The 25,983-nt window shown below is 57.0% G+C and carries 22 protein-coding genes and 1 tRNA gene; 11 read left to right on the top strand and 12 right to left on the bottom strand.

The genetic code is table 11. The annotated features are described in order from the left end of the window. Positions 1-348 precede the first annotated feature (348 nt). The 4 genes from G5533_RS16695 to G5533_RS16710 form a co-directional block, all read right to left on the bottom strand. The gene (locus G5533_RS16695) at positions 349-2,280 is read right to left on the bottom strand and encodes a putative bifunctional diguanylate cyclase/phosphodiesterase (protein WP_421207312.1); all 1,932 of its coding nucleotides are present in this window, start codon (positions 2,278-2,280) and stop codon (positions 349-351) included. A 23-nt stretch (positions 2,281-2,303) separates the two neighbouring features. Next, on the bottom strand, positions 2,304-2,804 hold the full coding sequence (locus G5533_RS16700) for a molybdopterin-binding oxidoreductase (RefSeq protein WP_421207310.1): 501 nt from the start codon (positions 2,802-2,804) through the stop codon (positions 2,304-2,306). Positions 2,805-2,910: 106 nt separating this feature from the next. After that, entirely contained in the window at positions 2,911-4,545 is a 1,635-nt protein-coding gene (gene groL, locus G5533_RS16705; protein WP_005340575.1) for a chaperonin GroEL, read from the bottom strand. Positions 4,546-4,589: 44 nt separating this feature from the next. After that, entirely contained in the window at positions 4,590-4,883 is a 294-nt protein-coding gene (locus G5533_RS16710; RefSeq protein ID WP_005309514.1) for a co-chaperone GroES, read from the bottom strand. 260 nt (positions 4,884-5,143) lie between these two features. Between G5533_RS16710 and G5533_RS16715 the strand changes: the two genes are divergently transcribed. Then, the gene (locus tag G5533_RS16715) at positions 5,144-6,478 is read left to right on the top strand and encodes an MATE family efflux transporter (protein ID WP_421208996.1); all 1,335 of its coding nucleotides are present in this window, start codon (positions 5,144-5,146) and stop codon (positions 6,476-6,478) included. Between the two features lie 47 nt (positions 6,479-6,525). Here G5533_RS16715 and G5533_RS16720 read toward each other — a convergent pair whose 3' ends face one another. After that, complete coding sequence (locus G5533_RS16720; protein ID WP_005340570.1) at positions 6,526-7,002, bottom strand: FxsA family protein; 477 nt, start codon at positions 7,000-7,002, stop codon at positions 6,526-6,528. Positions 7,003-7,444: 442 nt separating this feature from the next. Between G5533_RS16720 and aspA the strand changes: the two genes are divergently transcribed. Beyond that, a complete protein-coding gene (gene aspA / locus G5533_RS16725; RefSeq protein ID WP_005341227.1) occupies positions 7,445-8,887 on the top strand; it encodes an aspartate ammonia-lyase in 1,443 nt (480 codons plus the stop codon). Positions 8,888-9,012: 125 nt separating this feature from the next. Beyond that, on the top strand, positions 9,013-10,332 hold the full coding sequence (locus G5533_RS16730; protein WP_021229055.1) for an anaerobic C4-dicarboxylate transporter: 1,320 nt from the start codon (positions 9,013-9,015) through the stop codon (positions 10,330-10,332). 243 nt (positions 10,333-10,575) lie between these two features. Here G5533_RS16730 and tsaD read toward each other — a convergent pair whose 3' ends face one another. After that, positions 10,576-11,589 (bottom strand): tRNA (adenosine(37)-N6)-threonylcarbamoyltransferase complex transferase subunit TsaD, encoded by a 1,014-nt coding sequence (tsaD, locus tag G5533_RS16735; RefSeq protein ID WP_042052807.1) that lies wholly within the window; start codon positions 11,587-11,589, stop codon positions 10,576-10,578. A 179-nt stretch (positions 11,590-11,768) separates the two neighbouring features. Here tsaD and rpsU point away from each other — a divergent pair, with 179 nt between their 5' ends. The 5 genes from rpsU to G5533_RS16760 all read left to right on the top strand — a co-directional run bounded on the left by rpsU (position 11,769) and on the right by G5533_RS16760 (position 16,662). Next, entirely contained in the window at positions 11,769-11,984 is a 216-nt protein-coding gene (gene rpsU / locus G5533_RS16740) for a 30S ribosomal protein S21 (protein WP_005309452.1), read from the top strand. 15 nt (positions 11,985-11,999) lie between these two features. Continuing rightward, positions 12,000-12,443, top strand: a complete 444-nt coding sequence (locus G5533_RS16745) for a GatB/YqeY domain-containing protein (RefSeq protein ID WP_005349081.1) — start codon at positions 12,000-12,002, stop codon at positions 12,441-12,443. Positions 12,444-12,531: 88 nt separating this feature from the next. Further along, on the top strand, positions 12,532-14,319 hold the full coding sequence (dnaG, locus tag G5533_RS16750; RefSeq protein ID WP_421255622.1) for a DNA primase: 1,788 nt from the start codon (positions 12,532-12,534) through the stop codon (positions 14,317-14,319). Between the two features lie 183 nt (positions 14,320-14,502). Further along, the gene (gene rpoD / locus G5533_RS16755) at positions 14,503-16,398 is read left to right on the top strand and encodes an RNA polymerase sigma factor RpoD (RefSeq protein WP_263718854.1); all 1,896 of its coding nucleotides are present in this window, start codon (positions 14,503-14,505) and stop codon (positions 16,396-16,398) included. A gap of 187 nt (positions 16,399-16,585) precedes the next feature. Beyond that, positions 16,586-16,662, top strand: a tRNA-Ile gene (locus tag G5533_RS16760). A gap of 336 nt (positions 16,663-16,998) precedes the next feature. On the opposite strand, the gene G5533_RS16765 is transcribed toward G5533_RS16760, so the two are convergent. The 4 genes from G5533_RS16765 to purH form a co-directional block, all read right to left on the bottom strand. Then, positions 16,999-17,556 carry a cytochrome b/b6 domain-containing protein gene (locus G5533_RS16765; protein ID WP_043825875.1) on the bottom strand — a complete coding sequence of 186 codons (558 nt, stop codon included), beginning with the start codon at positions 17,554-17,556 and terminating at the stop codon, positions 16,999-17,001. After that, on the bottom strand, positions 17,537-17,911 hold the full coding sequence (locus G5533_RS16770; protein WP_005349056.1) for a cytochrome b562: 375 nt from the start codon (positions 17,909-17,911) through the stop codon (positions 17,537-17,539). The genes G5533_RS16765 and G5533_RS16770 overlap by 20 nt, the downstream gene beginning before the upstream one ends. 277 nt (positions 17,912-18,188) lie before the next feature. Beyond that, complete coding sequence (purD, locus tag G5533_RS16775) at positions 18,189-19,475, bottom strand: phosphoribosylamine--glycine ligase (RefSeq protein WP_005341242.1); 1,287 nt, start codon at positions 19,473-19,475, stop codon at positions 18,189-18,191. A 114-nt stretch (positions 19,476-19,589) separates the two neighbouring features. Continuing rightward, positions 19,590-21,182, bottom strand: coding sequence for a bifunctional phosphoribosylaminoimidazolecarboxamide formyltransferase/IMP cyclohydrolase (gene purH, locus G5533_RS16780; RefSeq protein ID WP_040067541.1), 1,593 nt, complete (start codon positions 21,180-21,182; stop codon positions 19,590-19,592). Between the two features lie 415 nt (positions 21,183-21,597). Here purH and zntR point away from each other — a divergent pair, with 415 nt between their 5' ends. Together zntR and G5533_RS16790 are read left to right on the top strand one after the other, a co-directional pair. Next, positions 21,598-22,053, top strand: a complete 456-nt coding sequence (gene zntR / locus G5533_RS16785; protein ID WP_005341244.1) for a Zn(2+)-responsive transcriptional regulator — start codon at positions 21,598-21,600, stop codon at positions 22,051-22,053. Between the two features lie 214 nt (positions 22,054-22,267). Beyond that, positions 22,268-22,507 (top strand): alternative ribosome-rescue factor A, encoded by a 240-nt coding sequence (locus G5533_RS16790; protein WP_042084458.1) that lies wholly within the window; start codon positions 22,268-22,270, stop codon positions 22,505-22,507. 215 nt (positions 22,508-22,722) lie between these two features. Here the strand turns inward: G5533_RS16790 and hemW are convergent, their stop codons facing one another. Together hemW and rdgB are read right to left on the bottom strand one after the other, a co-directional pair. Then, positions 22,723-23,868 carry a radical SAM family heme chaperone HemW gene (hemW, locus tag G5533_RS16795; protein ID WP_441255105.1) on the bottom strand — a complete coding sequence of 382 codons (1,146 nt, stop codon included), beginning with the start codon at positions 23,866-23,868 and terminating at the stop codon, positions 22,723-22,725. A 90-nt stretch (positions 23,869-23,958) separates the two neighbouring features. Then, positions 23,959-24,555, bottom strand: a complete 597-nt coding sequence (gene rdgB, locus G5533_RS16800) for an RdgB/HAM1 family non-canonical purine NTP pyrophosphatase (RefSeq protein ID WP_076495765.1) — start codon at positions 24,553-24,555, stop codon at positions 23,959-23,961. 238 nt (positions 24,556-24,793) lie between these two features. Here rdgB and G5533_RS16805 point away from each other — a divergent pair, with 238 nt between their 5' ends. Beyond that, entirely contained in the window at positions 24,794-25,957 is a 1,164-nt protein-coding gene (locus tag G5533_RS16805) for a multidrug effflux MFS transporter (protein WP_421310150.1), read from the top strand. Positions 25,958-25,983 lie beyond the last annotated feature (26 nt).

Here is a 25,983-nt window from a genome sequence, read left to right on the forward strand (position 1 = left end):
AAATTGTTTTTGATGCTCGATGCTGTGAGTGCCCACACAGATTGCTTGATTCAAATTGTTAAAGAGCGACGCAACAGCGTGTTGCTGCGGGAGTAGAATTCTACTCAACCGCCTTCTCGAGTCAAGCCTTATTTTCAAAGGCTTTTCGAGGTTACCCACTTGGCTTTCTGCGTTGCCGCTTGCCCTGTCGATGGAGGCGCATTATAGGGAACAGATTCTTTCTGGCAAGGCTAAACTGCATGTTTTTTTGATAAAACCGCACAACCGTTCAAACAACAAACAAAAAGCATAAAACTTGAACTGAATCACACATTCTTGAGGCAGATGACCGTCAAGTACCCCTCCCCTTCAACTCATATAAGCCATTTCGGATTGTTGACGTGCTAGCCAAAGCTCCTCCATCTCCAACAAGGTCTGATAGATTTTCTCCGCCTGCTCCGGTCGGCTGAACAGATAGCCCTGTCCATACAAGTGGATATCGGTCAGGGATCGCAGCACATCCAACTGGGCCTGTGTCTCAATCCCTTCACACACCAGACTCTTGCCCAGCATCGACCCCATCCTGCAAATATTGGCGACCAGTTCGGATGCCTCCATTGAGGTGTCAATGCCCTGTATAAAGGAGCGGTCGATCTTCACCTTGCTGACCGGTAACTTTTGCAGATAACTCAAAGATGAATAACCAGTCCCAAAATCGTCTAATGCCAGCAGTACCCCCTGCTGATTGAGATCCTGCATCAGTTGCAGCGAATTCTTCACTTCACGCATGGTGGTATCTTCAGTGACCTCCAAAACCAGACTGCTGGCTGGCAGGTGGTTCTCCATCAATGCCTTGGCCACCAGTTTGAGCAAATTGCGCTGGTACATGCCCGGCGAGATATTCACGCACATCTGCAGGTCGACCATACCCAACTGATGCCACTGATAAAGCTGCTCGCAAGCGGTGTTCAACACCCAGCCGCCCAGACGCTCGGCAAGCTGGAACTCCTCAGCCACCATGATCACTTCGTTTGGCGGAATAAAGCCCAGCTCCGGATGCCGCCAGCGCAGCAGTGCTTCGACAGCTTCACAACGGCCACTCTCGAGATTGACGATGGGTTGGTAATAGAGTTCCAACGCATTGTGTTCCAGCGCCATGATCATGTCCGAGGCCAAATGCTTGCGCCGCGCCGTCTCGTTGAGCAAGGAGTTATCGTAAATCACATAGGGGACATGGGTCTTGCGGCTATGGAACAGAGCCTGTTCCGCACGACTCAATAACTCCTGTGTTTTATCGCTGTCCATCGGATAGAAGGCAATCCCGATCCCCACCTCGAGCCGGAAGGGATAGTTATCATAGACGATATCTTGCTTCAGAACGTGCAGCAGTCGCGCTACCAGCTCCCTGACCTGACGCAGATCGCTGCTACCACGCTGGATAATGGCAAATTGATCGCCACCCAACCGACCACTCCACTCCCCTTCTTCACAGAGCAATCTGATCCGTCTGGCCAATTCACTGAGCAAAAAATCGCCCGCATCATAACCAAACTTGCTGTTGATATCTCTGAAGTCGTTGATATCGACCAATACCAATCCGAAAGGTACCTCCTGAGTGGCACAGAGCTCCATCCGTTCCAGCAATGCCACCCGATTGGAGAGACCCGTCAACGGGTCACGCCTTGCTGCCCTAAAGTGACGTCGAGCTTCATATACAAGAAGCAAGCTAAGGAGTAAAACCGAGATAACCAACCCCGACACCATCAACAGCAGAGCATTACGCAATTGACCAAAATGGCGATCATTCTCTGAGTAGATGTTGATGTTCTTCTGCATAACGGAAGCTAGTGCATAGGATAAAGGCTCCTGCAAGGGGGCTAGGCGCATCATTATTTGCTGGTAGACAGAGTCTCCGCTCTGCAGCTTGGTAATGACAGGCTCTATATCGCGAATGTTGTTTTCAATCAGTTGCACCAAGCGCAAGGTTTTCTGCTTATCCTGCATGCTTTTACGCAACTGACCGCTCAACAGGATGGGGGTTCTGCTCCAAAGAATGTCATAGCGCAACATCAGGTCATTGTGCTCTATTCCACCATAATGGTAGACCTCTACAGCACTGAGGAAACGCCCCAACTCGAGCTGCAGCTGCATCAGCGCCCAGGAGACATCATAGGTATATTTCTCCATCGCTCTGGTCGCATTCTGGAGCTGAACCAGACAATAAAGGGTGCTCCCGGTAAACGACAGAATGGATACATACAGAATGACGAGCAGTGGCCACGCCCTGGTCTTTCCTTTCACCCCGTGCTCCCGTGACTCTTTTATCAGTGTTGAATATCTATCAGGTCCAGCTGCCAAATCATCATGTCGGTATATTCAGAGCGCTTCAGCTCCGGATATTGATCAAGCGGCAACATAAACCAGAGCGGCCCCTTGTCACGGACCCTCATGGCTACCCCGTCATCTTCCCAAGCAAGAATAGGGTTATACTTGGCAACTTTGTCCCAATTGATGCGGATCTGAAAACTGTTCAATGCTGTCAGGGTTATGCTCTTGCCATTAGCCCCCACTGCGGCCAGCACGTCCGCCACCTTGGGCCCTCTGTACTTGTGAGGTTTATCAACCCAAGGGTTGCTGGTGACTATCTCATATTGCGGCAACGCCTGCAGCGTGGCCAAGTCAAAAAGCACTTTGCCGTCCACCTCATCTGGGGATCTGATATTGCCGCTTACTTTCAAGATCACAGGCCCCTTGAGGGCCTCGGCAGCCACAAGCGGCATGGCAATCAATGCAAACAGCAGAGTTATCCATCCAAGCACCTTCATCTTTCCCCCTTACACTTTTCTGCTATCAACAGACTCAGTTTAGCCAGATATAAAAAAACGGCTCGCCTTGAGCGAGCCGTTTGTCAAACAAAGCAAGGGGGGATGATTACATCATGCCCATGCCACCCATGCCGCCCATGTCAGGCATTGCAGGGGTATCTTTCTTCGGCAGTTCGGTGACCATGCACTCGGTGGTGATCATCAGACCGGCGATGGAAGAGGCAAACTGCAGGGCTGAACGGGTTACCTTGGTCGGATCCAGGATACCCATGGCCAGCATGTCACCATACTGTTCGCTGTAAGCGTTGTAACCGAAGTTGCCTTCGCCGTTCTTCACTGCATTGGCAATGACGGAGGCTTCTTCACCGGCGTTGATGACGATTTGACGCAGCGGGGCTTCCATGGCGCGCAGGGCAACCTTGATACCGACGTTCTGGTCTTCGTTGTCACCACGCAGACCAGCCAGTTTGGCTGCAACGCGAACCAACGCAACACCACCACCGGCAACCACACCTTCTTCAACCGCGGCGCGGGTAGCGTGCAGGGCATCTTCAACGCGGGCTTTCTTCTCTTTCATCTCGACTTCGGTGGCTGCGCCAACCTTGATCACGGCAACACCGCCAGCCAGCTTGGCTACGCGCTCTTGCAGCTTCTCACGATCGTAGTCGGAAGAAGTCTCTTCGATCTGCTGACGGATCTGGGCAACACGACCTTCGATCACACCGGCATCACCCACGCCATCGATGATGGTGGTGTTCTCTTTGGTGATGACGATGCGCTTGGCACGACCCAGATCTTCCAGAGTCGCTTTTTCCAGCTCCATGCCAACTTCTTCAGAGATGACGGTACCGCCAGTCAGTACGGCGATATCCTGCAGCATGGCCTTGCGACGGTCACCGAAGCCAGGCGCCTTGACGGCAGCCACTTTCACGATACCGCGCATGGTGTTGACCACCAGAGTCGCCAGGGCTTCGCCTTCCACGTCTTCAGCAACAATCAGCAGCGGCTTGCCAGCTTTGGCAACGCCTTCCAGCACCGGCAGCATTTCGCGGATGTTGGAGACTTTCTTGTCAACCAGCAGGATGAACGGGTCGTCCAGTTCAACGGAACCGGTCTCTTGTTTGTTGATGAAGTAGGGGGACAGGTAGCCGCGGTCGAACTGCATACCTTCAACAACTGCCAGCTCATCTTCCAGACCCTGACCATCTTCAACGGTGATGACGCCATCGCGACCCACTTTGTCCATGGCTTCAGCAATCAGCTTGCCCACTTTCTCGTCGGAGTTGGCGGAGATGGTGCCCACCTGAGCGATGGCATTGCTGTCAGCACACGGCTGGGACAGCGCCTGCAGCTCGGCAACCGCAGCCACAACGGCCTTGTCGATACCGCGCTTCAGATCCATCGGGTTCATACCGGCGGCAACGGCTTTCAGACCTTCGTTGACGATAGCCTGAGCCAGAACGGTTGCAGTAGTGGTACCGTCACCGGCGGCATCGTTCGCCTTGGAAGCCACTTCCTTGACCATCTGGGCGCCCATGTTCTGGAACTTGTCTTCCAGCTCAATTTCGCGCGCAACAGAAACACCATCTTTAGTGATGGTCGGGGCGCCGAAGGACTTGTCCAGCACCACGTTGCGGCCTTTCGGGCCCAGAGTCACCTTGACGGCATCAGCCAGGATGTTGACACCTTCCAGCATCTTGATGCGAGCTTCGTTACCAAACTTGACGTCTTTAGCAGCCATTTTCTTCAATCCTTTCTATCAATTCGGGGAAAATCGGGGATAGATTACTCTTCGACAATCGCCAGGATGTCAGTCTCGGACAGGATCAGGACGTCCTGACCATCCAGCTTCTCGGTCTTCACGCCGTAGCCTTCGTTGAAGATCACCTTGTCACCAACCTTCACGGCCAGCGCTTTCACATCGCCATTATCCAGGATGCGACCAGTCCCCACGGCAAGCACTTCACCACGGGTGGACTTCTGGGCCGCAGTACCAGTCAAGACGATACCGCCGGCAGATTTGGCTTCAGCTTCGATGCGCTTGATGATGACGCGGTCGTGCAGTGGACGAATTTTCATCGATAACTCTCCCAAAATGAGTCTCATTGTTGCTTTGAGGAATGGCCGTTCCAGGCCAAATTAGATATGTCCCTGATGTGGGGCAGAGTTGCTAACCCTTCAAGGGCAAATACAAAAAAAATTTTTTCACGTACTATAAACATCTTCGATGGTTCAGCCATGTCCACACCCTGGAGCAAGGTCGGTTCAAGCCGCCCGTTTTCCATGCCAGAACCTTCAAAGCCAGCTGTAGAGACGAGCCCTTGACCCGCACCAACCCCATGTTGACAGCCCCTATTCCGGTCGTACTGCGCCAGATGACGGGCCCCATGATCTTCGGCATCATCGCCATTCTGGCCTTCAATCTGGTCGATACCTTTTTTATCGGTATGCTGGGCACCGAAGCTCTGGCAGCCATCAGTTTTACCTTTCCTGTCACTTTTGTGGTTACCTCGCTGGCGATGGGATTGGGCGCCGGATTGTCAGCGGTGATCGGTCATACTCTGGGGCAGGGCAAACACGATGAGGCGGCCCATCTCGCCACCGACAGCCTGTTTCTGGCGGTGATCATGGTGGCCCTGCTATCCGCGGGGGGGGCTCTCACCATCAAGCCTCTGTTTACTCTGTTGGGGGCCAGTGCCGAGCTTATCTCTCTCATCCATGACTACATGCTGATCTGGTATCTCACCGTCCCCATGCTGGTGCTGCCCATGGTGGGCAATGCCGCTATCCGGGCAACCGGCGATACCAAAACCCCCAGCCTGGTGATGGCCATAGCCGGGCTGGTCAACGGGGTACTGGATCCTCTGTTGATCTTCGGTATCGGCCCCTTTCCCGAATGGGGGATCCGCGGGGCAGCCATCGCCACCTCTATCTCCTGGTTGATGGCGATGCTGGTCAGCCTCTATATCCTGCGTCATCGGGAGGGCTTGCTGCTGTGGCGCCTCTCGCCTCGGGCTCGGTTGCTGACCCACTGGCGGGCGCTGCTCCATGTTGCCGTCCCCGCCTCTTTTACCAATATGCTCAACCCTCTGGCCAATGCAGTGCTGATGACGATCTTTGCGGGCCTGGGTACCGAGGTGGTAGCCGCTTACGGCGCCGCATCGCGGGTCGAGGCGCTGCTGCTGATCGTGATGATGGCCCTTGCCTCCGTACTGGCCCCTTTCATCTCGCAAAACTGCGGCGCCGGCAATCCGGCCCGGGCCAAAGCCGCACTTCAGAGCTGCCTGCGCTTTGCCCTGCTGTTCCAGCTCGCCATCTATGGCCTGACCTGGCTGCTCGCCCCGCTGATCGCCAATCTGTTCAGCGATCATCCGCAGGTCATTCGCCTGATTATTCTCTATCTGCATCTGGTGCCGATCGGTTACGGCTTTCAGGGCATGGTGATGCTGCTGGCCTCGGCGCTAAATGGCGTGCGAGCATCCAGTATTTCGTTCTTGTTCAACGGATTGCGACTGTTTGGTTTTCTGTTGCCAGGAGCCTGGCTGGGGGCAAAGCTGGGGGGAGAACAGGGGATATATCTAGGAATACTGCTGGCCAATCTGGCGGCGGGCACCCTCGCGTGGTGGTATGCCCGACACCGCTTCGAGGCGCTGTGCCATCAGGGCAAACCCTGATTCAGTCACTCGCCTCGGGTTTTCGTCTCGTCGATTACTCTTTACGCTCACTCTTTGCGCTCAAATTCGCCTTCGATGGTGGTGCCGCCCTGCTTGGCGTTCCCCAGATGATCATCGGACGGTGCGTTGCCAAACGGCGATTGAGTACGCTGGAAACCGCCCATCTGCATCCGGAACTGGCTGCTGCCGATCAGCTTGTCAGCCAGTTTGTTGCGCAGCCAGGGTTGCAGCAACAGCACACCGAAAATGTCGGTCACGAAACCCGGGATAATCAGCAGCAGGCCCGCCAACGCCAGCATCATGCCCCCCATCACCTCGCGGCCCGGCATCTCGCCCATCTGCATCTTTTGCTGGGCGCTGAACAGGGTCTTGATCCCTTCACTTCGCACCAGCGAGGAGCCCAATACCGCGGTCAGTATGAGCAAGCCGACAGTCGGCAGCGCCCCGATTACCGAGCCGACCTCGATCATCACGGTGAGCTCCAGCACAACCAGACCCACCAACAACAAAAACAACTTGCCCATATCCACTCCAGCACCGGTAAATTGAGAAAAAGTGGCGCCCATCCAACGATGGTCAGAGGCGATTTTGCCGCCCCGTCATCACCACTTTCTGCCCTGAATAAATGGGGGCCGTCCCCCCTTTTTCAAGTTGGTCAACTGACTCCTACGTCATCAGCAATCTAAAAAACCAGCAAAAAGTCACAAAAATATATAAAAATCATCATGATAAAAACTTCATAACATATGTGTACTTTCCTCAAAGTAATTTGAAAATGTCGCAAATTTAGTGATCCACCTCTAATAACCGATACCTCAATTGGAGTAGTATATTGATTAGTTTTTCGGGAGGTCACTCTCCCTACCGCCCCACTCGATGTGTGGTGCTTCAGGATGAGCTGTGCGCAAGGAACTCGCGACCACTCGGTGAGGATTTTTCCATTTATCTGATTTCTGAGGCATTACAATGAGCGACATCAAGAACGTCCGCATTGAAGAAGACCTGCTGGGCACCAAAGAAGTTTCCAATGATCTCTACTACGGTGTGCACACCCTGCGCGCTGTCGAGAACTTCAAGATCAGCTCTCAGAAGATTTCTGACGTTCCGGAATTCGTCCGCGGTATGGTGCTGACCAAGAAGGCCGCTGCGCTGGCAAACGGTGAACTGGGTACCATACGTCCTGAAATTGCTGACAAGATCGTAGAAGCCTGCGACCTGATGCTGAACACAGGCAAATGCTTCGACCAGTTCCCGGTCGACGTTTACCAGGGAGGTGCCGGCACCTCCGTCAACATGAACACTAACGAAGTACTGGCCAACATCGCCTTGGAAATCATGGGTCTGGAGAAAGGCCGTTACGACGTCATCAACCCGAACGACCACGTCAACAAGTGCCAGTCCACCAACGATGCTTACCCGACCGGTTTCCGCGTTGCTGTGGTCAACAGCACTGACGTGACTCTGCATGCTCTGGAAGCACTGATCGCCGCTTTTGATGCCAAAGCAGAAGAATTCAAGAAGATCCTGAAGATGGGCCGTACCCAACTGCAAGATGCGGTTCCGATGACCCTGGGTCAGGAGTTCCACGCATTCGCCGTGACCCTGCGTGAAGAGATCAAGTCCATCAAGCGTTGCCAGGAGCTGCTGCTGGAAGTGAACCTGGGCGCGACCGCCATCGGTACCGGTCTGAACACTCCGCCCGAGTACTCTGCACTGGCCATCAAGCGTCTGGCCGAGATCACCGGTCGTGCCTATGTGCCGGCAGAAGATCTGATCGAAGCGACCTCCGACTGTGGCGCCTACGTCATGCTGCACGGCGCCATCAAGCGTCTGGCCATGAAGCTGTCCAAGATCTGTAATGACCTGCGTCTGCTCTCCTCCGGCCCGCGCACCGCACTGAAAGAGATCAACCTGCCGGAAATGCAGGCGGGCTCCTCCATCATGCCGGCCAAGGTCAACCCGGTTATCCCGGAAGTGGTCAACCAATCCTGCTTCAAGGTATTCGGTAACGACATCACCATCACCTTCGCCGCCGAAGCCGGTCAGCTGCAGCTGAACGTCATGGAGCCGGTGATTGGTCAGGCGATGTTCGAATCACTGAGCCTGATGGAAAAAGCCTGTATTTCCCTGCGCGAGAAGTGCGTGGAAGGTATCACCGCCAACCCGGAAATCTGCATGAATCACGTGCTGAACTCCATCGGTATCGTGACCTACCTGAACCCCTTCATCGGCCACCACGAAGGGGATATCGTCGGCAAGATCTGTGCCCAGACCGGCAAGAACGTCCGCGAAGTCGTTCTTGAGCGCGGCCTGCTGAGCGCCGAGCAGCTGGACGAAATTCTCTCCATCGAGAACCTAATGAACCCGCAATACAAAGCCAAGCGTTTCACCCGCGAAGCTGCCGTATAAGCGAGTGTGGGCCGGGATCTTCCCGGCCCATAAAGTCAGTTCCCGATTGGTCTTTATCCCCAGCCCGATCGGGAATTGGCTTTTTGCCAAATAAAAACCAAAAACTAAAAAATGGAGTTATCGCTATGATTGGAATCGAGTTACTTGTCGTGCTCGCCGCTATCTATCTGGGGGCCCGGATAGGCAGCATCGGCATCGGCTTTGCCGGTGGTCTGGGGGTACTGGTATTGACGTGGGGTCTGGGCATGCCCATCCCGAGCGATCAACTGGTCAGCTACATCCCCTGGGATGTGATCATGATCATCGCGTCCGTCATCTGTGCCATCGCCTGTATGCAACTGGCTGGCGGGATGGACTATCTGGTCTTCCTGGCAGAAAAAGCGCTGCGCAAGAACCCCAAATACATCACCTTCGCCGCCCCGGTGGTCACCTATCTGATGACCATGCTGGCCGGTACCGGTCATACCGCCTTCTCCACCCTGCCGGTGATCGCGGAAGTGGCCAAAGAGCAGGGGATCCGTCCGTCCCGTCCGCTCTCCATCGCAGTTGTCGCCTCCCAGATCGCCATCACAGCTTCCCCGATCTCTGCCGCTGTGGTTGCCTTCTCCGGTATGCTCGAGCCGTTTGGTGTTGACTACCTGACCCTGCTGGCCATCTGCATCCCCTCTACCTTCCTGGCCTGTATCCTGGGCGCCTTCATTGCCAACATGATGGGCAAGCCGCTGGAGCAGGACGAAGTCTATCTGGAGCGCAAAGCCAAGGGTCTGATCAAACTGCGTGGTACTACCAAGCTCGAGATCAAACCGTACGCCAAGCTGTCGGTCTGGATCTTCATCGCAGCCATCGTTGCTGTCATGGCTTATGCCACTGCCATCTCCGGTAAAGTGGGCCTGATCACCAACCCGCCGATCCCCCGTGACGGCGCCATCATGGGCATCATGCTGGCCGCGGCCACCATCATGACCCTGGTGTGCAAACTGGACGCCACCCAGGTCACCAACATGCCGACCTTCAAGTCCGGTATGTCCGCCTGTATCTGCGTACTGGGTGTGGCCTGGCTGGGTAACGTCTTCGTTAAAGGCAACATGGACACCATCCAGCTGATCGCTGGCGACCTGCTGAACCAGTACTCCTGGCTGCTGGCCGTGGTGCTGTTCTTTGCCGCCATGCTGCTCTATTCACAAGGCGCCACCACCAAGGCCCTGATGCCTGCCGCACTGGCACTGGGTGTCAGCCCGCTGACTGCGATTGCCTCTTTCGCAGCCGTGAGCGCCCTGTTTGTACTGCCAACCTACCCGACCCTGCTGGCCGCGGTAGAGATGGACGACACCGGCTCCACCCGTATCGGTAAGGCGGTCTTCAATCACCCCTTCTTCGTACCGGGCACCGCCACCATCGCCATCGCCGTGGCGCTGGGCTTCTTCTTCGGCGGCATCCTGCTGTAACCCTATCGCCTGCCGATTACCAAACAAAAATCCCCGCCAGTTGGCGGGGATTTTTTTATCTCTTTACTCTGTACTTTGCAGTCTGCCAGCACGAGACCTGACCTCTTATACGGATGGCTCAACCACGGCGACAGCAGACACCACAACAGCGTGCCAGCGGCGCTATAACCACCGCTGCCGGATTGCAGGAGCAATAGGCCACCATGGTACTCACCACCACGCCAGAAGGCGGGATCCGTCGGATCAGACCGGATCCAAGGTATCCAGCGGCCAACGCGGCACGGCTTTGACCGCCAGCGGCTCAAACACGCCCGCTTTCAGGCGCTGCATACCGGCATAGGCAATCATGGCGCCGTTATCGGTGCAATATTCAGTGCGTGGATAGAACACCTCGCCCTTGAGGCTCTCCATCAGCTCCGCCAGCTGGGCACGCAGATGACGGTTGGCACTGACGCCACCGGCCACCACCAGGCGCGTGAGGCCGGTCTCTTTCAAGGCGCGACGGCACTTGATGGCCAGGGTATCGACCACCGCATCTTCAAACGCACGGGCGATATCGGCGCGGGTCTGCTCATCATCACCATTGGCGGCGATAGTGTTGGCGGTGAAGGTCTTCAGGCCGGAGAAGCTCATGTCGAGCCCGGGACGATCTGTCATCGGACGAGGGAAGTGGAAGCGCCCGGTAGTGCCCTTCTCGGCCAGACGGGAGAGCAGCGGACCACCTGGATAGTCCAGCCCCATCAGCTTGGCGGTCTTGTCGAACGCTTCGCCAGCAGCATCATCGATGGATTCCCCCAACAGCTGATAGCTGCCGATGCCGTCAACCCGTACCAGCATGGAGTGACCACCGGAGACCAGCAGCGCCACGAAGGGGAACTCGGGAGCTTTCTCTTCCAGCATGGGGGCCAGCAGGTGACCTTCCATATGGTGGACGGCGATAGCAGGCTTGTTCCATGCCATCGCCAGCGAACGACCAATAGTGGCGCCCACCAGAATGGCGCCAACCAGACCCGGCCCCGCAGTATACGCGATACCGTCGATGTCATCCTTGCCCAGTCCCGCCTCTTGCAATGCGGCCTGGATCAACGGGATCGTCTTGCGAACATGATCCCGGCTGGCGAGCTCGGGGACAACGCCACCGTAGTCCGCATGCAGCTTGACTTGGCTGTATAACTGATGGGAAAGGATCCCTTTTTGATCGTCGAAGATCGCGATCCCGGTTTCGTCACAGGATGTCTCTATGCCCAATACACGCATTGCTAAAAAATTTCACTGCTAAAATGAGACGGCTATGGTAACCTTCGCGGGTTTTTTAAACCAGAGCGATCTCTGCGGGTTTACTTTCATTCCCTGTCCAGAGTATAATTTCGCACCATTTTAAGACATGCTGATCGATTGAAGGTCAGCTAACAATTTATCACTGAGGTGAAAGGCACATGCCAGTAATCAAAGTCCGTGAAAATGAGCCGTTTGACGTTGCTCTGCGTCGTTTCAAGCGTTCTTGCGAAAAAGCCGGTATCCTGTCCGAAGTTCGTAGCCGTGAGTTCTACGAGAAGCCGACTACCATTCGTAAGCGCGCCAAAGCGTCTGCTGTCAAGCGTCACGCCAAGAAGCTGTCTCGCGAAAACGCACGTCGTATCCGCCTGTACTAATCGGGAGATATTGCCGTGTCTCTGAAGGATCAACTCAAGGATCAGCAAAAACTCGCCATGCTTGCCAAAGATAAGGCACGTCTGGGAGCGATCCGCTTGTTGATGGCAGAAATCAAGCAACGTGAAGTCGATACCCGTATCGAGCTGAATGATGAGGATATCCTCGCTGTCGTGACCAAAATGGTCAAACAGCGCCGCGATTCCATCAGCCAATTTGAAGCTGCCGGTCGCCAGGATCTCGCCGACAAAGAGTCCGCCGAGATCGTTGTGTTGCAGGAATTCCTGCCGCAACAGCTGACCGCAGATGAAATTGCTGCCCTGATCGAGCAAGCCATCACTGAAAGTGGTGCTGCCGTCATGGCTGATATGGGCAAGGTCATGGCTGTCTTGAAGCCGAAAATTCAGGGGCGTGCCGATGTCGGCGCCGTCAGTGCTCAGGTGAAAACCCGCTTGGCGTAACAGGCAACTCTCTTGTTTGGTCGAAGAAGCCGTGCTTCCCTTGGAATGCGCGGCTTTTTTATTTTCTCCGCAATGAAACAGGACGGTTATGGCAGGCAGGATCCCCCAATCCTTTATCGACGATCTGCTCGTACGCACAGACATAGTCGAGCTGATCGACTCGCGAGTGCGGCTGAAAAAAGCCGGTAAGAATTACCAGGCTTGCTGCCCTTTTCATAACGAAAAAAGCCCCTCTTTTACGGTCAGCCAGGAGAAGCAGTTCTACCACTGTTTCGGTTGTGGCGCCCACGGCAATGCCATCGGCTTTGTCATGGAGTACGACGGTCTCGAATTTCCCGATGCCATCGAAGAGCTCGCCAGCATGCAAGGCATGCAGGTACCTCGCGAGCAGAGCATCGGCGGCTCGGCCAATAGCCAGGCCGCCGTCAGCAAGGATCTGTTCGAGCTGATGAACCAGATCGCCCGCTTCTACGAGAGCAATCTCAAGAGCGCTCCCCATGCGGTGGAGTACCTCAAAGGCCGCGGTCTGACTGGCGAAGTGGTCAAGCGCTTCAACATCGGTTATGCCCCAAGTGACTGGGATCAGGTACGCCGCCGCTTCGGCGCCAGCCGGGATCACGAGCAGTTGCTTATCTCGGGCGGCATGCTGATCACCCGTGACAATGGCCCGGGGAGTTATGATCGTTTCCGCGATCGCATCATGTTCCCGATCCGTGACAAGCGTGGCCGGGTCATCGGTTTCGGCGGCCGGGTGCTGGGTGATGGCACCCCCAAATACCTGAACTCGCCGGAGACCCCCATCTTCCATAAAGGGCGGGAGCTGTTCGGTCTCTACGAAGTAAAGCAGGCACACAAGGATCCACGCCGGATCCTGGTGGTGGAAGGCTATATGGATGTGGTGGCACTCGGTCAGTACGACATCGACTATGCGGTGGCGGCGCTGGGTACTGCAACGACCAGCGACCATATCCACACCCTGTTTCGCACCACCGCCGAGGTAGTCTGCTGCTACGACGGTGACAACGCCGGTCGTGAAGCCGCCTGGCGCGCGCTGGATAATGCCCTCCCTCATCTGCAGGATGGCCGCGAGCTGAAGTTCGTGTTCCTGCCCGATGGCGAGGATCCCGACTCGCTGGTACGCCAGATCGGCAAGGAGGGTTTTGAAGCCCTGCTCGATGAAGCCCAACCGTTCGCCGACTTCATGTTCGAGCGTCTCGGCCGGGATGCCGCACTTTCGGGTGAGGCAGGCAAGTTCGAAGTGGCCAACAAGGCCGCCGAGCTTATTCGTCGCGTTCCGGAAGGGTTTACCCGCGAAGGGCTGATCACTCGTCTCTCCAGCATGATGCGTTGGGGCGAGAACAAACAGCGCATCGCCGAGCTCTTTGCTCGCAACAGTCAGCCCAAGGCCGAGGTCAACAAACCCAAGGCAGCCAAGCTGACACCACTGCGGCGTGCACTGGCACTGATGGTGCAATATCCGGCAGTAACGGCTGAGCTTCCCCCCATGCCGGAATTGGCCGGACTACGCGTACAGGGCATCAAGTTCCTGCTGCAACTGCACCAGCAAATCCAGGCACAGCCTGGTATCACAACCGGTATCCTGCTGGAACACTGGCGTGGTACCAAGGAAGGAGAGATCCTTGCTCAGCTGGCCATGCACGACCTGTTCGAGGAGATCAAACTCGATCAGGAGCCGGATATTCTGGGAGAATTGCAGGACACCTTCGTCGGCTTCATCAACCAGTTTCTGAAGCAGCGGATCGAAGAATTGCAGGCCAAAGTGGCTCAGGAAGGACTAAGCTCCGAAGAAACCCAAGAGCTGATGATGCTGATAAGAGAGGTGCAAATTGAGAAAAGAAATGAGAGTGGGGCTTGATATTTGAGTGATTAGTCCCAATATGGATAGCGTTGCCCGAATCGACGGGATGAAAAGCAAAATTTTTATAACCGCCTGGCCCCGACAATACTGCGGGCAGGGGTTTCTCATGACCGACGCCGCAACCAGACATAGCATGTCTGGCGGTTTTCTATTAGAATTGGCTATTTGCGCAGCAGCGCACTGTACGCGCAACCTAGCAACACCAACCGGATGAGTTCTATGGAGCAAACCCCGCAGTCTCAGCTTAAACTCCTCGTTGCCAAAGGTAAAGAACAGGGCTACCTGACCTATGCCGAGGTGAACGATCACCTCCCGCAAGACATTGTCGATTCAGACCAGATCGAAGACATCATTCAGATGATCAACGATATGGGCATTCAAGTGGTTGAAAACGCTCCGGATGCCGATGACCTTATCATGGCTGAAGGTGGTACCGCCGATGAGGACGCTGCCGAAGCAGCGGCCCAGGCTCTGGCATCTGTTGAATCTGAGATTGGTCGTACGACCGATCCCGTCCGCATGTACATGCGGGAAATGGGTACCGTCGAACTGCTGACCCGTGAAGGCGAAATCGACATCGCCAAGCGGATCGAAGACGGTATCAACCAGGTACAAAGCTCCGTAGCCGAGTACCCTGAAGCAATTACTTACCTGCTCGAACAGTACGACAAGTACGAAGCCGAGCAGCTGCGTCTCTCTGACATCATCTCTGGCTTTATTGACCCGAACGAAACTGAAGACATGGCGCCTACCGCCACGCATATCGGTTCCGAGCTCGGCGAAGACGATCTGGCCGACGAAGATGAAGAGGACGAAGAAGACGAAGACGAAGATGGCGACAGCTCTGACGACGACGGTGACGGTGGTCCGGATCCGGAAGTCGCTCGCGAGAAGTTCGGCGAACTGCGTGCCCAGTATGAAGTGACCCGTCTCTCCATTCAGAAGAATGGTCGCGCGCACGAAGATACCCAGGCTGCCATCGCCCAGCTGGCCGATGTATTCCGTCAATTCCGCCTGATGCCCAAGCAGTTCGATCGCCTGGTCAACAACATGCGTGAAATGATGGAGCGCGTCCGCGTGCAGGAACGCATCATCATGAAGCTCTGCGTTGAGCAGGCCAAGATGCCGAAGAAAACCTTCGTCGCGGCCTTCACCAACAACGAGTGTGAAACTGCCTGGTTTGAATACCAGAAGCAGGCTGGCAAAGCCTGGTCTCCCCGTCTGGTTGAAATGGACGAGGATATTCAGCGCGCCATCGGCAAGCTGCAGCAGATTGAAGAAGAGACCGGTCTGTCGATTGCCCAGATCAAGGATATCAACCGTCGTATGAGCATCGGTGAGGCCAAAGCCCGCCGTGCGAAGAAAGAGATGGTTGAGGCCAACTTGCGCCTGGTTATCTCTATCGCCAAGAAGTACACCAACCGCGGTCTGCAGTTCTTGGATCTGATCCAGGAGGGCAACATCGGTTTGATGAAGGCGGTAGACAAGTTTGAATACCGTCGTGGCTACAAGTTCTCGACCTACGCTACCTGGTGGATCCGTCAGGCCATTACCCGCTCCATCGCGGATCAGGCCCGTACCATCCGTATCCCGGTACACATGATCGAGACCATCAACAAGCTCAACCGTATCTCCCGTCAGATGCTGCAGGAGATGGGTCGCGAGCCGAACCCGGAAGAGCTGGCCATGCGCATGGGCATGCCGGAGGACAAGATCCGCAAGGTACTGAAGATCGCCAAAGAGCCTATCTCTATGGAGACGCCCATCGGTGATGATGAAGATTCCCACTTGGGCGACTTTATCGAAGATACCACCCTGGCTCTGCCAGCAGATGCGGCGACCAGCGAAAGCCTGCGCAACGCCACCCGCGAAGTACTGGCTGGCCTGACGGCCCGCGAAGCCAAGGTGCTGCGGATGCGTTTCGGTATCGACATGAACACTGACCACACCCTAGAGGAAGTGGGCAAGCAGTTCGATGTTACCCGTGAGCGTATTCGTCAGATCGAAGCCAAGGCACTGCGCAAACTGCGCCACCCGAGCCGCTCGGAAGTGCTGCGCAGCTTCCTGGACGAATAGTCCTGACCCTGTGTCAAACTGCTCTGCCAAAGCCCTGCCATGCGGGGCTTTGTTTTGTCTGGCATTTACCCTTGCGACCCGCTTTGCACCCTCTATCGACCTGGACAATTAGTCGCCAAGTGGTTGATATGCCTATAGACTGCCCTTTCCTCTTCCCCTATAATCCACGCCGCTAAACGCACAATTTGGCCCCTTAGCTCAGTTGGTCAGAGCAGTCGACTCATAATCGATTGGTCGTGGGTTCAAGTCCCCCAGGGGCCACCAAATTAAGTTCCGAGCAGGAACGAGAAAATACAGAAACCCGCATAGCGTAAGGCTTTGCGGGTTTTTTGTTGTCCGTAATAGTCCGATGGCGTCGTCAGAAACCAGTTAATTTAGTACCATCATTAGTACCACAAGCGTTGTGGTACTCAATTCAGTGGTACTAGGGCCACCAAATTGAAAAAGGCCGCTCATAATGAGCGGCCTTTTTGCATCTGCGGATCGAGCAATGTCCCGTGATAAGCTCGATGAGGTCATAGAAAAGCCCCGCCATGGGCGGGTCTGGGCAGGGTCCGGATCAGGCGCCTCACTCAGAGACAAGGAGCCTAATGCTGAGCCTCAGGTTTGCTCGTTGCTGCCGCTCTGGATGGATGAGCGACGCCCGATGGCAGGCAGCATCCGAGTAACCAGATTGCTGCGCTGGCGCCAGGAGGTGAAGACGATGGCCAGCAGATGCAGACCAATCAGTCCCTGCAGCGCCACCACGCACCACTCATGCCACTCGTCAGCCCCCAGTTCAAATCCCGTCTCGGTATTTTGAAACCAGCCGCTGCCAGCAGTGGCCAGCACAACCAGCCAGAGCGCCCACACGGCCAGCTTGCCGCTACCGTGATGACCCGGAGCCGGAGGCTGCCGCTCACGCATCTCGCGCGCTTGCTGGCGAAAATCCTCACCGCTGGGGATGAGGGCACCAAGGCGGGCGTAGCCACGGGCAAAAGTGAGCCCCCAGAGCAGACGCAAGGAGACCAGCCCAATGGCGCCGTAACCCAGCCACTCGTGCCACTCCTCGCCCGCTTCGTTAACCCAGAGATTGCCGATGCAGACCGCCGCCAAGCCCCAATGGGTCAGGCGAACCAGCGGATCCCAGCGAAAGGGCTCACCCTTTTTGCTTGGCATATTTGTGGTACTCCTTCTTCAGGTCGTTGACCTTGGCCAGATGTTCGCGCGCCTTGGCCTCATCACCCGCCTTGAGTGCGGCCAGGCTGGCGTCCAGCTCGGTCTGTACCTCGTTCATCCCTTCAAGGAATTTCTCTTTCTTGGCAGCCGGCATGTTCTTCTGCTTGGCCACATCCAGCTGGGCCTTCATCTCGTTGATGTGCTTCTCCATGGTGGCTGCATCATCAGCCTTGACGGCCTGCTTGTAGTTGAAGCCAATCTTCTTCATCGGCTGTTCCAGATCACCCGCCACGGCAGGCAGGGTCATCAGGCCAAACATCAGGGGCAGCAGCAGGGGGCGGACGGTTTTCAACATGGGATTTCCTTATATAACGACATGCTCGAATTGTTAGGGGTACTTATGAATCCAAACAAGAATTCATCACCAGCATGATGCCATGACTCATGGTGAAACGTTTGTGAAAAATGCTGTTTTTTGTGGCAAATAGTGACAGATATGCCGCGCTTGTTTGCGCTTGGTAACTGATTGAACGCAGGTGACGCGCAGCATGAGGATGGTTGAAAGCGGTAAACAGGGACAAAAAACCCCGCCGTAGCGGGGTCTGAATCAGCTGGCCAATGGCTTGCGTCAGTTACTCCTGTTCGCGAGCAATGGCGCGCCAGCCGATATCCTTGCGGTAGAAGACGCCATCCCACTTGATGCGGCCAGCGAGCTGATAGGCACGCTGCTGGGCTTCTGCCACAGTGTGGCCGAGGGCGGTGGCGCACAACACGCGGCCGCCAGCGGTCAGGCTGGTATCGCCCTCCAGACGGGTACCGGCATGGAACACCTTCTCACCCGCCACTTCATCCACCGGCAAGCCGCTGATGGGGTGGTTGGTGCTGTAATCGCCGGGATAGCCTCCCGCCGCCAACACCACGCCGATGGCGGCGCGGGGATCATAGATGGCCTCTTTCTGATCCAGCTTGCCTGCGCAAGCGGCCAGGCAGAGCTCCACCAGATCGGATTGCATCCGCAGCATGATGGGCTGGGTCTCGGGATCGCCGAAACGGCAGTTGAACTCGATCACCTTGGGATTGCCTGCACCGTCGATCATCAGACCGGCGTAGAGGAAACCGGTGTAGACGTTGCCTTCGGCCGCCATGCCGCGCACAGTCGGCATGATCACCTGCTCCATCACGCGTCGATGTACCTCGGCGGTCACTACAGGCGCCGGGGAGTAAGCCCCCATACCGCCGGTGTTGAGGCCGGTATCACCGTCGCCAACTCGCTTGTGATCCTGACTGGTGGCCATCGGCAGCACGTGCTCGCCATCGACCATGACGATGAAGCTCGCCTCTTCACCCTCCAGAAACTCCTCAATCACCACCCGGGAGCCCGCTTCGCCAAAGGCGTTGCCGGAGAGCATGTCGCGCACCGCGTCTTCCGCTTCCTGCAAGGTCATGGCGACAATCACCCCCTTGCCCGCCGCCAGACCATCGGCCTTGATGACGATGGGGGCGCCCTTCTCGCGCAGATAAGCGAGTGCAGGCTCCACTTCGGTGAAGTTCTGGTACTCGGCAGTCGGGATGGCGTGACGGGCCAGGAAATCCTTGGTGAAAGCCTTGGAGCCTTCCAGCTGGGCTGCGGCAGCCGTCGGGCCAAAGATCGGCTGACCGGCGGCGCGGAAGGCATCCACCACCCCTTTCACCAGCGGCGCTTCCGGCCCGACGATGGTGAGGCCGACCTGCTTCTCTTTGGCAAAGGCCAGCAGCCCTTCGATATCGGTCGCCTCGATGGCAACGTTCTCGACACCCGGCTCAAGCTGGGTGCCCGCATTGCCCGGCGCCACAAAAACGTGACGTACCAGTGGGGAGTGTTTGGCCTTCCAGGCCAGAGCGTGTTCGCGGCCACCGTTGCCAATGATCAGTACTTTCATCGTATCGCTCGCTTCTATTTGTGGTCACCGGACGGCCACCAGGGCCGTCAGTCAGTGGAAATAGTCAGTTGAAAAGAGACAACAAAAGGGCCGCCATCGGCAGCCCCTGACCCATCAATGACGGAAATGGCGCATGTTGGTGAACACCATGCACATACCGTGTTCGTCGGCGGCATCGATCACCTCCTGATCGCGCATCGAGCCACCCGGCTGGATCACGCAAGAGATACCGGCCTGCGCGGCAGCATCGATACCGTCGCGGAACGGGAAGAAGGCATCGGAAGCCATCACGGAGCCCGCCACGGTCAGCCCTTCGTCCGCCGCCTTGATGCCGGCGATTTTGGCCGAATAAACACGGCTCATCTGGCCTGCGCCGACGCCGATGGTCTGGCCATCTTTGGCGTAGACGATGGCGTTGGATTTGACGAACTTGGCCACTTTCCAACAGAACAGCAGATCCTGCAGCTCAGCCTCGGTCGGCTGACGCTTGCTGACCACTGTCAGGTCGCCCAAAGTCACCATGCCGAGATCCCGCTCCTGTACCAGCAGGCCGCCGTTGACGCGCTTGAGGTCAAAGCCTTGCGCCGGTGCCGTCCACTGACCGCATTCGAGCAGACGCACGTTCTGCTTGGCGGCGACCGCATCGCGGGCCTCCTGGCTGACGGTCGGGGCGATGATCACTTCGACAAACTGGCGGGCAACGATGGCAGCAGCAGTGGCGCCATCCAGCTCGCGGTTGAAGGCGATGATGCCGCCAAAGGCGGAGGTGGGGTCGGTCTGGTAGGCGCGATCGTAGGCACTCAGCAGGTCGCTACCGATGGCCACACCGCAGGGGTTGGCATGCTTGACGATGACGCAGGCCGGCTCGTCGAACTCCTTAACACACTCCAGCGCAGCATCGGTATCGGCGATGTTGTTGTAGGAGAGCGCCTTGCCCTGCAGCTGGATAGCGCTGGAGACAGAACCCGGAGCGGCATGCTCTTCGGCGTAGAAGGCGGCAGCCTGATGGCTGTTTTCGCCGTAACGCATGTCCTGCTTCTTGATGAACTGGCTGTTGAAGGTGCGCGGGAAGCGGGACTCCTCGTCACCCTCCTTGTTGTCACCGTAAGAAGGAACCATGGTGCCGAAGTAGTTGGCGATCATACCGTCGTAGGCAGCAGTGTGCTCGAAGGCGGCGATGGCCAGATCGAAACGGGTCGCCAGTTTCAGGCTGTTGCCGTTGGCATCCATTTCGCGAATAACCCGATCATAGTCGGCAGCTTTGACGACAATAGCGACATCTTTATGGTTTTTGGCGGCAGAGCGCACCATGGTCGGGCCGCCGATGTCGATGTTCTCGACCGCATCCGCCAGGGTGCAGCCCGCTTTGGCCACGGTGGCGGCGAAGGGGTAAAGGTTGACGACAACCATGTCGATGGGGGAGATGGCGTGCTGGGCCATGATGGCGTCATCCTGATCCCGACGGCCGAGGATGCCGCCATGAACCTTGGGATGCAGGGTCTTGACCCGGCCATCCATCATTTCAGGGAAACCCGTGTAGTCGGAGACCTCGGTCACCGGCAGACCCGCCTCGCCAAGCAGCTTGGCGGTACCGCCCGTGGAGAGCAGGGCAACACCACGCTCGTTGAGTGCCTTGGCAAATTCCAGAATGCCAGTTTTGTCAGACACACTCAGCAGTGCACGGCGAATGGGTCGAGCTTGTTCCATCACACTATCGTCCTCAACATAACGGGGACCGTTCCATGGGAGGCGAGGCTCAACACAGAGAGTCCCCAAATAAATGGAAGTGGGGGATTTCGCAAACCACTCTCGCCCCGACATCCGGCAAAAGCGTTTTAAGAAATGCCCGCTTGGTGCGGCGCTCTGTTATGGGCGCGTATTCTACACAAAAAATGTGACCTGTGGTGGATTTTTTGAAACAGCAAAGCCTTATTTGGCGCGGCGTTAAACGTTTTCCACTTGATTTTCTCGAAACGTTTGCACTTTCAGTGTTTTATGGGAAAAAGGGTCGCCAGGAGATGTTTATCTGCCCCTTTTATGCCCTTGGCTGGCAATCCATGGGCAAAGGGGTGATAGTGGATTCCGGTTTTTGTGGCGGCATACATTCAAGGGGAGAGAGAGCATGTATCGGATCGGTGAACTGGCCAAGGCGTGCGGGGTCAAGGCAGATACCCTGCGTTTTTACGAGAAGAACGGGCTTATCTCACCGGGGATCCGCAACGAATCCGGCTACCGCCTCTACAGCGAACAGGACAAGCGGCGGCTGGAGTTTATTATCCGCGCCAAGTCGGTGGGATTCTCGCTGGCCGATATCGGCGAGCTGCTCGACCTCGATACCAACAAGGCCAAAGTCACCTGTCAGGAGGTGAAAGCAGTAGCTGACACCAAGCTGGCCCAGGTGGAGCAGAAGATCATCGAACTGACCCGCTTTCGCGACAATCTGCGCGAGCTCTCCAATATCTGCTGCGGCGGGCCGCGCTCGGCGGAGCACTGCGCCATCCTCGAGACGCTGGAATCTGGTGCCCCGGCCCATCACGAGCATCACAGCCACGACCAGCATGACCCGGTTCACGGCTGACATGGTATGCCTGACTGAGCGTGCCTGGCTCAGTGTGACTGACTCGGCGCGCCCGATGCATTGCTCCTGCGGCGATTTGGTGACAAAATCGCCGCGTTTTTAACCGGTGCCAGTGCATCCGGTTGCCGGGCGCTAGCCTGAACAGGCGCCCGCAGCGAAAACCGCCATCCAGACACAAGCATCAACACACCAAGAGAAAAGAAGAGGAGCCATCATGGCCAAGATCCGGGTCGACCAACCCGCCCTCCCCCGTGAGGAAAATGCGCAAGGGGGCAACTATGCCCATCAGCGCGGCGAGATAAAGGATAACCATCTGCATGCCCTGCTCTCCGATCCCCTGTTTCGCAGCCGGGTCGAGCGCAACAAGAAGGGCAAGGGGAGTTACCAGCGCAAGGCCAAATTCGGCAAGCGGTGGGAGCCCGGCCAACAGCAGATGATCAGCGTCTGCTGCTGAGCGGGTTTCTACCGACCATAAACAATCAGGGCGCCATTGGCGCCCTGATTGTTATCTCGAAACACGGTTCGCCAAAACTGCCTCACGACCTGTTGCGAGAAGCTGTCAGCGAGGTGAAGAGCAGCGCAGGAACCGGAGCGTATAGATATACGTGAGGCTTCCGAGCAGCGCATGAACCTTGATCACGGCTTCGCAGCCAGATCGTGAACCCGTTTTCACTCATCCATAAACAGTTCGAGCAATACGTTGAGATAGCGATGGCCGAGAGAAGTGAGCTGCCAGCTATCCCCCAAATCCTCGATCAGCTCCTTGCGTTGGGCGATGGCGAGCACCGTCTCTACCCTTTCCAGCGGCAAGCCGGTATAGGCCTCGAACTCCGCCTTGGGGGCCGGTTCAAACAGGCGGAAGCGGTTCATAAAGTATTCGAGCGGCAGATCGTCTGCCGTCACCTGCCACTGCTCGTCCAGATAGGGGCGGCTCTTGTCCAGATACCCTTTTGGATGCTTCACCTTGGCGGTGCGCAGGATCTGCTGATTCACGAGATCGGTCACCTTGCCGTGGGCGCCACAGCCGATCCCCAGATAGTCACCAAAGCGCCAGTAGTTGAGGTTGTGATGGCACTGATAGCCCTCTTTGGCGTAAGCCGAGATCTCGTACTGGCGATAACCGCTGGCGGTGAGCATGGCGTGGCCCTGCTCGTAGATGTCCCACAGGGTGTCATCTTCCGGCAGTTTGGGCGGTTTGGAGGCAAATGCTGTGTTCGGCTCTATGGTGAGCTGATACCAGGAGAGGTGCGGCGGGGCGCAGTCGATCGCCTGCTGCAGGTCATAAAGGGCATCATCCAGACTCTGATCCGGCAGACCGTGCATCAGATCCAGATTGAAGGTAGGCAACTTGATGGCATGGGCCAGTGCGGCGGCCTTGCGCGCCTCTTCCGGGCCGTGAATGCGGCCGAGGCGGGTCAGCTTCTCCTGCTGGAAGCTCTGCACCCCGATGGAGATACGGTTGATGCCGGCGCGCTGGAAACCGGCGAACTTGTCCGCCTCCACCGTGCCCGGGTTCGCCTCCATGGTGATCTCGCAATCTGCGGCGAGCGGAATACGGGCCCGCACCCCGTCCAGCAAGGTTTGCATCGCCTCCACCGTCAACAGGCTGGGGGTGCCGCCGCCGATAAAGATCGAGGAGAGCGGCCGCCCCTGGGCCCACTTCAGATCCTGATCCAGATCCTCCAGCAGAGCGGCGACATATTCGAGGTGAGGCAACTCCCCCTTCTGGGCATGGGAGTTGAAGTCACAATAAGGGCACTTCTGGACGCACCAGGGCACATGAATATAGAGAGAGAGCGGCGGCAGTTGCAGCATGGGGCTTCCAATAAAACGGGGGCTCAAGGCCCCCATTGTAGATGACTATGTGTAATTGACCGTGTGTAACCGACAAGGTGGCGAAGTGACTCAGTGCGCCGCAGCCAGCGCCGCTTTGAGCTTGGCCAGCGCCTGACCGCGATGGCTCAGCTGGTTTTTCAGCTCGGCGGGCATCTGGGCGGCGGTGCAGTCGTGATCCGGCACGAAGAATACCGGGTCATAGCCAAAGCCATGTTGACCGCGCGGCTCGTCGATGATCATCCCTTCCCAGCTCGCCTGACAGATGATGGGGGTGGGATCGTCGGCGTGGCGCATATAGACCAGCACACACCAGAAGCGGGCGCTCTTCAGATACTCGGGGGCACCTTTGAGCTCGCCGAGCAGCTTCTCGATGTTGGCCTTGTCGCCGGCACCCACACCGGCAAAGCGGGCGGAGTAGACGCCGGGGCGCCCTTGCAGCAGATCGACTTCCAGACCGGAATCATCGGCCACGGCGGGCAGACCGGTAATGCGGGCGGCGTGGCGGGCCTTGATGATGGCATTCTCGACGAAGGTGGTACCGGTCTCATCGGCATCGGAGACCGCAAACTCGCTCTGTGGGATCACCTGGATCTTCATATCGGCCAACATGGCGGCCAATTCCTTCACCTTTTTCTGGTTACCTGTTGCCAGGACAAGCTTGTTCATCGAGCACCTCCGCAAAAATAATCTGCGCATTCTATGCGGCGCAAGCGTTTAGTAAAAGCGTCAATTACACCCGCTGTGATGGGGTTACGGGGGATTTGCCGCCATCGAATAACCAGCTTTTTAATACATGTTTCCATAATGGAATAACCAAAGTGATTAAATACCATTTCTATTCATTACTGTGAGTCAGTAGACTCGCGCCCCAATTCATTAACCTGGCTGACTAAAGAGGTGACAGATGCCATTGATACTTTTGCTCGTACTACTGGTGCTGTTCAGTCCGCTGGCTATCGACATCTACCTGCCCGCCATTCCGCAGATGGCCGAGCAGCTGGGCGCCGAAGTAACTCTGATGCAGGGCACCATCACCTGGTTCCTGTTCAGCATGGGACTGGGGCAACTGCTTGTTGGCCCGCTGGCCGATCGCTACGGTCGCAAGCCCATCGCGCTGGGCGGCGTGCTGCTCTATGGCCTGAGCGCGCTGGGGGCCGGTTTTGCCGCCAGCCTCGGCGAATTGATGCTGGCGCGGGTGCTGCAGGGCTTTGGCGCCTGCGCTACTTCGGTCGCCGCCTTCTCGGTGGTGCGTGACAGCTATGGCCCGAAAAAGAGCGGCCAGATGATCTCCTACCTCAATGGCGCCATCTGCTTTATTCCGGCGCTGGCGCCCCTGCTCGGTGGCTGGCTCACTGCCAAGGCGGGCTGGTCTGCCAACTTCTGGTTTATGGCCGGTTATGCGCTCATCGTCGGCAGCTGGCTGCTGTGGCGGATGCCGGAGACCCGCCCGGAGGAGACCCGCAGCGAAGGGGCCCTCATCAGCTGGTCTCGCTACAGCCCGGTGCTGCGCTCCCCGAGCTTTTTGTTCAACGCGGCGCTGTGCATGCTGGCGATGGCGGTGATCCTCGCTTATGTCACCGCCGCACCGGTGCAGCTGATGGTAAAACTGGGGCTGGATATGAGCGGCTTTAGCTACTGGTTTACCGCCAACGCCGCGCTCAACATTCTGGCCTGCTTCATGGCGCCGCGCTTTATCGCCAAGGTGGGGCCAAGACGCACCCTGCGCATCGGCCTGCTGGTGTTGATGCTCTCGGCTATCATCCTGACTTTGGCCATGCACATCGAGCATCCGCTGGCGATGATGGGGCCGGTGTTCCTCTCCAGCATCGGCTTTGCCATGATTCTGGGCGCTGCCGCCGGCATGGCGCTGGCACCATTCGGCCACTGCGCCGGTACCGCAGCGGCCCTGCTCGGCCTGTTCCAGATGAGCGGCTCCGGCGCCCTGGTTGGTCTGACCGGCGCCCTGATGCACGACCCGCTCAGCCAGCTGGCACTGCATATGTGGCTACTGCTGCCGCCTCTGGTGATGCTGATGACCCGGCGCGGCCGACGCTTGTGTTTGCAATAAATCCTGTGCTCTGATGGGCACACTCA

This window comes from Aeromonas sp. A600620 (assembly GCF_029479985.1).
GTDB classification, from domain to species: domain Bacteria; phylum Pseudomonadota; class Gammaproteobacteria; order Enterobacterales; family Aeromonadaceae; genus Aeromonas; species Aeromonas veronii_A.

What these genes read in the sequence shown, in the direction of transcription:
- G5533_RS16700 (WP_421207310.1), bottom strand. Translation starts at nt 2,804, where the DNA reads ATGAAGGTGCTTGGATGGATAACTCTGCTGTTTGCATTGATTGCCATG.
- groL (WP_005340575.1), bottom strand. Translation starts at nt 4,545, where the DNA reads ATGGCTGCTAAAGACGTCAAGTTTGGTAACGAAGCTCGCATCAAGATG.
- G5533_RS16710 (WP_005309514.1), bottom strand. Translation starts at nt 4,883, where the DNA reads ATGAAAATTCGTCCACTGCACGACCGCGTCATCATCAAGCGCATCGAA.
- G5533_RS16715 (WP_421208996.1), top strand. Translation starts at nt 5,144, where the DNA reads ATGTTGACAGCCCCTATTCCGGTCGTACTGCGCCAGATGACGGGCCCC.
- G5533_RS16720 (WP_005340570.1), bottom strand. Translation starts at nt 7,002, where the DNA reads ATGGGCAAGTTGTTTTTGTTGTTGGTGGGTCTGGTTGTGCTGGAGCTC.
- aspA (WP_005341227.1), top strand. Translation starts at nt 7,445, where the DNA reads ATGAGCGACATCAAGAACGTCCGCATTGAAGAAGACCTGCTGGGCACC.
- G5533_RS16730 (WP_021229055.1), top strand. Translation starts at nt 9,013, where the DNA reads ATGATTGGAATCGAGTTACTTGTCGTGCTCGCCGCTATCTATCTGGGG.
- tsaD (WP_042052807.1), bottom strand. Translation starts at nt 11,589, where the DNA reads ATGCGTGTATTGGGCATAGAGACATCCTGTGACGAAACCGGGATCGCG.
- rpsU (WP_005309452.1), top strand. Translation starts at nt 11,769, where the DNA reads ATGCCAGTAATCAAAGTCCGTGAAAATGAGCCGTTTGACGTTGCTCTG.
- dnaG (WP_421255622.1), top strand. Translation starts at nt 12,532, where the DNA reads ATGGCAGGCAGGATCCCCCAATCCTTTATCGACGATCTGCTCGTACGC.
- G5533_RS16765 (WP_043825875.1), bottom strand. Translation starts at nt 17,556, where the DNA reads ATGCCAAGCAAAAAGGGTGAGCCCTTTCGCTGGGATCCGCTGGTTCGC.
- G5533_RS16770 (WP_005349056.1), bottom strand. Translation starts at nt 17,911, where the DNA reads ATGTTGAAAACCGTCCGCCCCCTGCTGCTGCCCCTGATGTTTGGCCTG.
- purD (WP_005341242.1), bottom strand. Translation starts at nt 19,475, where the DNA reads ATGAAAGTACTGATCATTGGCAACGGTGGCCGCGAACACGCTCTGGCC.
- purH (WP_040067541.1), bottom strand. Translation starts at nt 21,182, where the DNA reads ATGGAACAAGCTCGACCCATTCGCCGTGCACTGCTGAGTGTGTCTGAC.
- zntR (WP_005341244.1), top strand. Translation starts at nt 21,598, where the DNA reads ATGTATCGGATCGGTGAACTGGCCAAGGCGTGCGGGGTCAAGGCAGAT.
- G5533_RS16790 (WP_042084458.1), top strand. Translation starts at nt 22,268, where the DNA reads ATGGCCAAGATCCGGGTCGACCAACCCGCCCTCCCCCGTGAGGAAAAT.
- hemW (WP_441255105.1), bottom strand. Translation starts at nt 23,868, where the DNA reads ATGCTGCAACTGCCGCCGCTCTCTCTCTATATTCATGTGCCCTGGTGC.
- rdgB (WP_076495765.1), bottom strand. Translation starts at nt 24,555, where the DNA reads ATGAACAAGCTTGTCCTGGCAACAGGTAACCAGAAAAAGGTGAAGGAA.
- G5533_RS16805 (WP_421310150.1), top strand. Translation starts at nt 24,794, where the DNA reads ATGCCATTGATACTTTTGCTCGTACTACTGGTGCTGTTCAGTCCGCTG.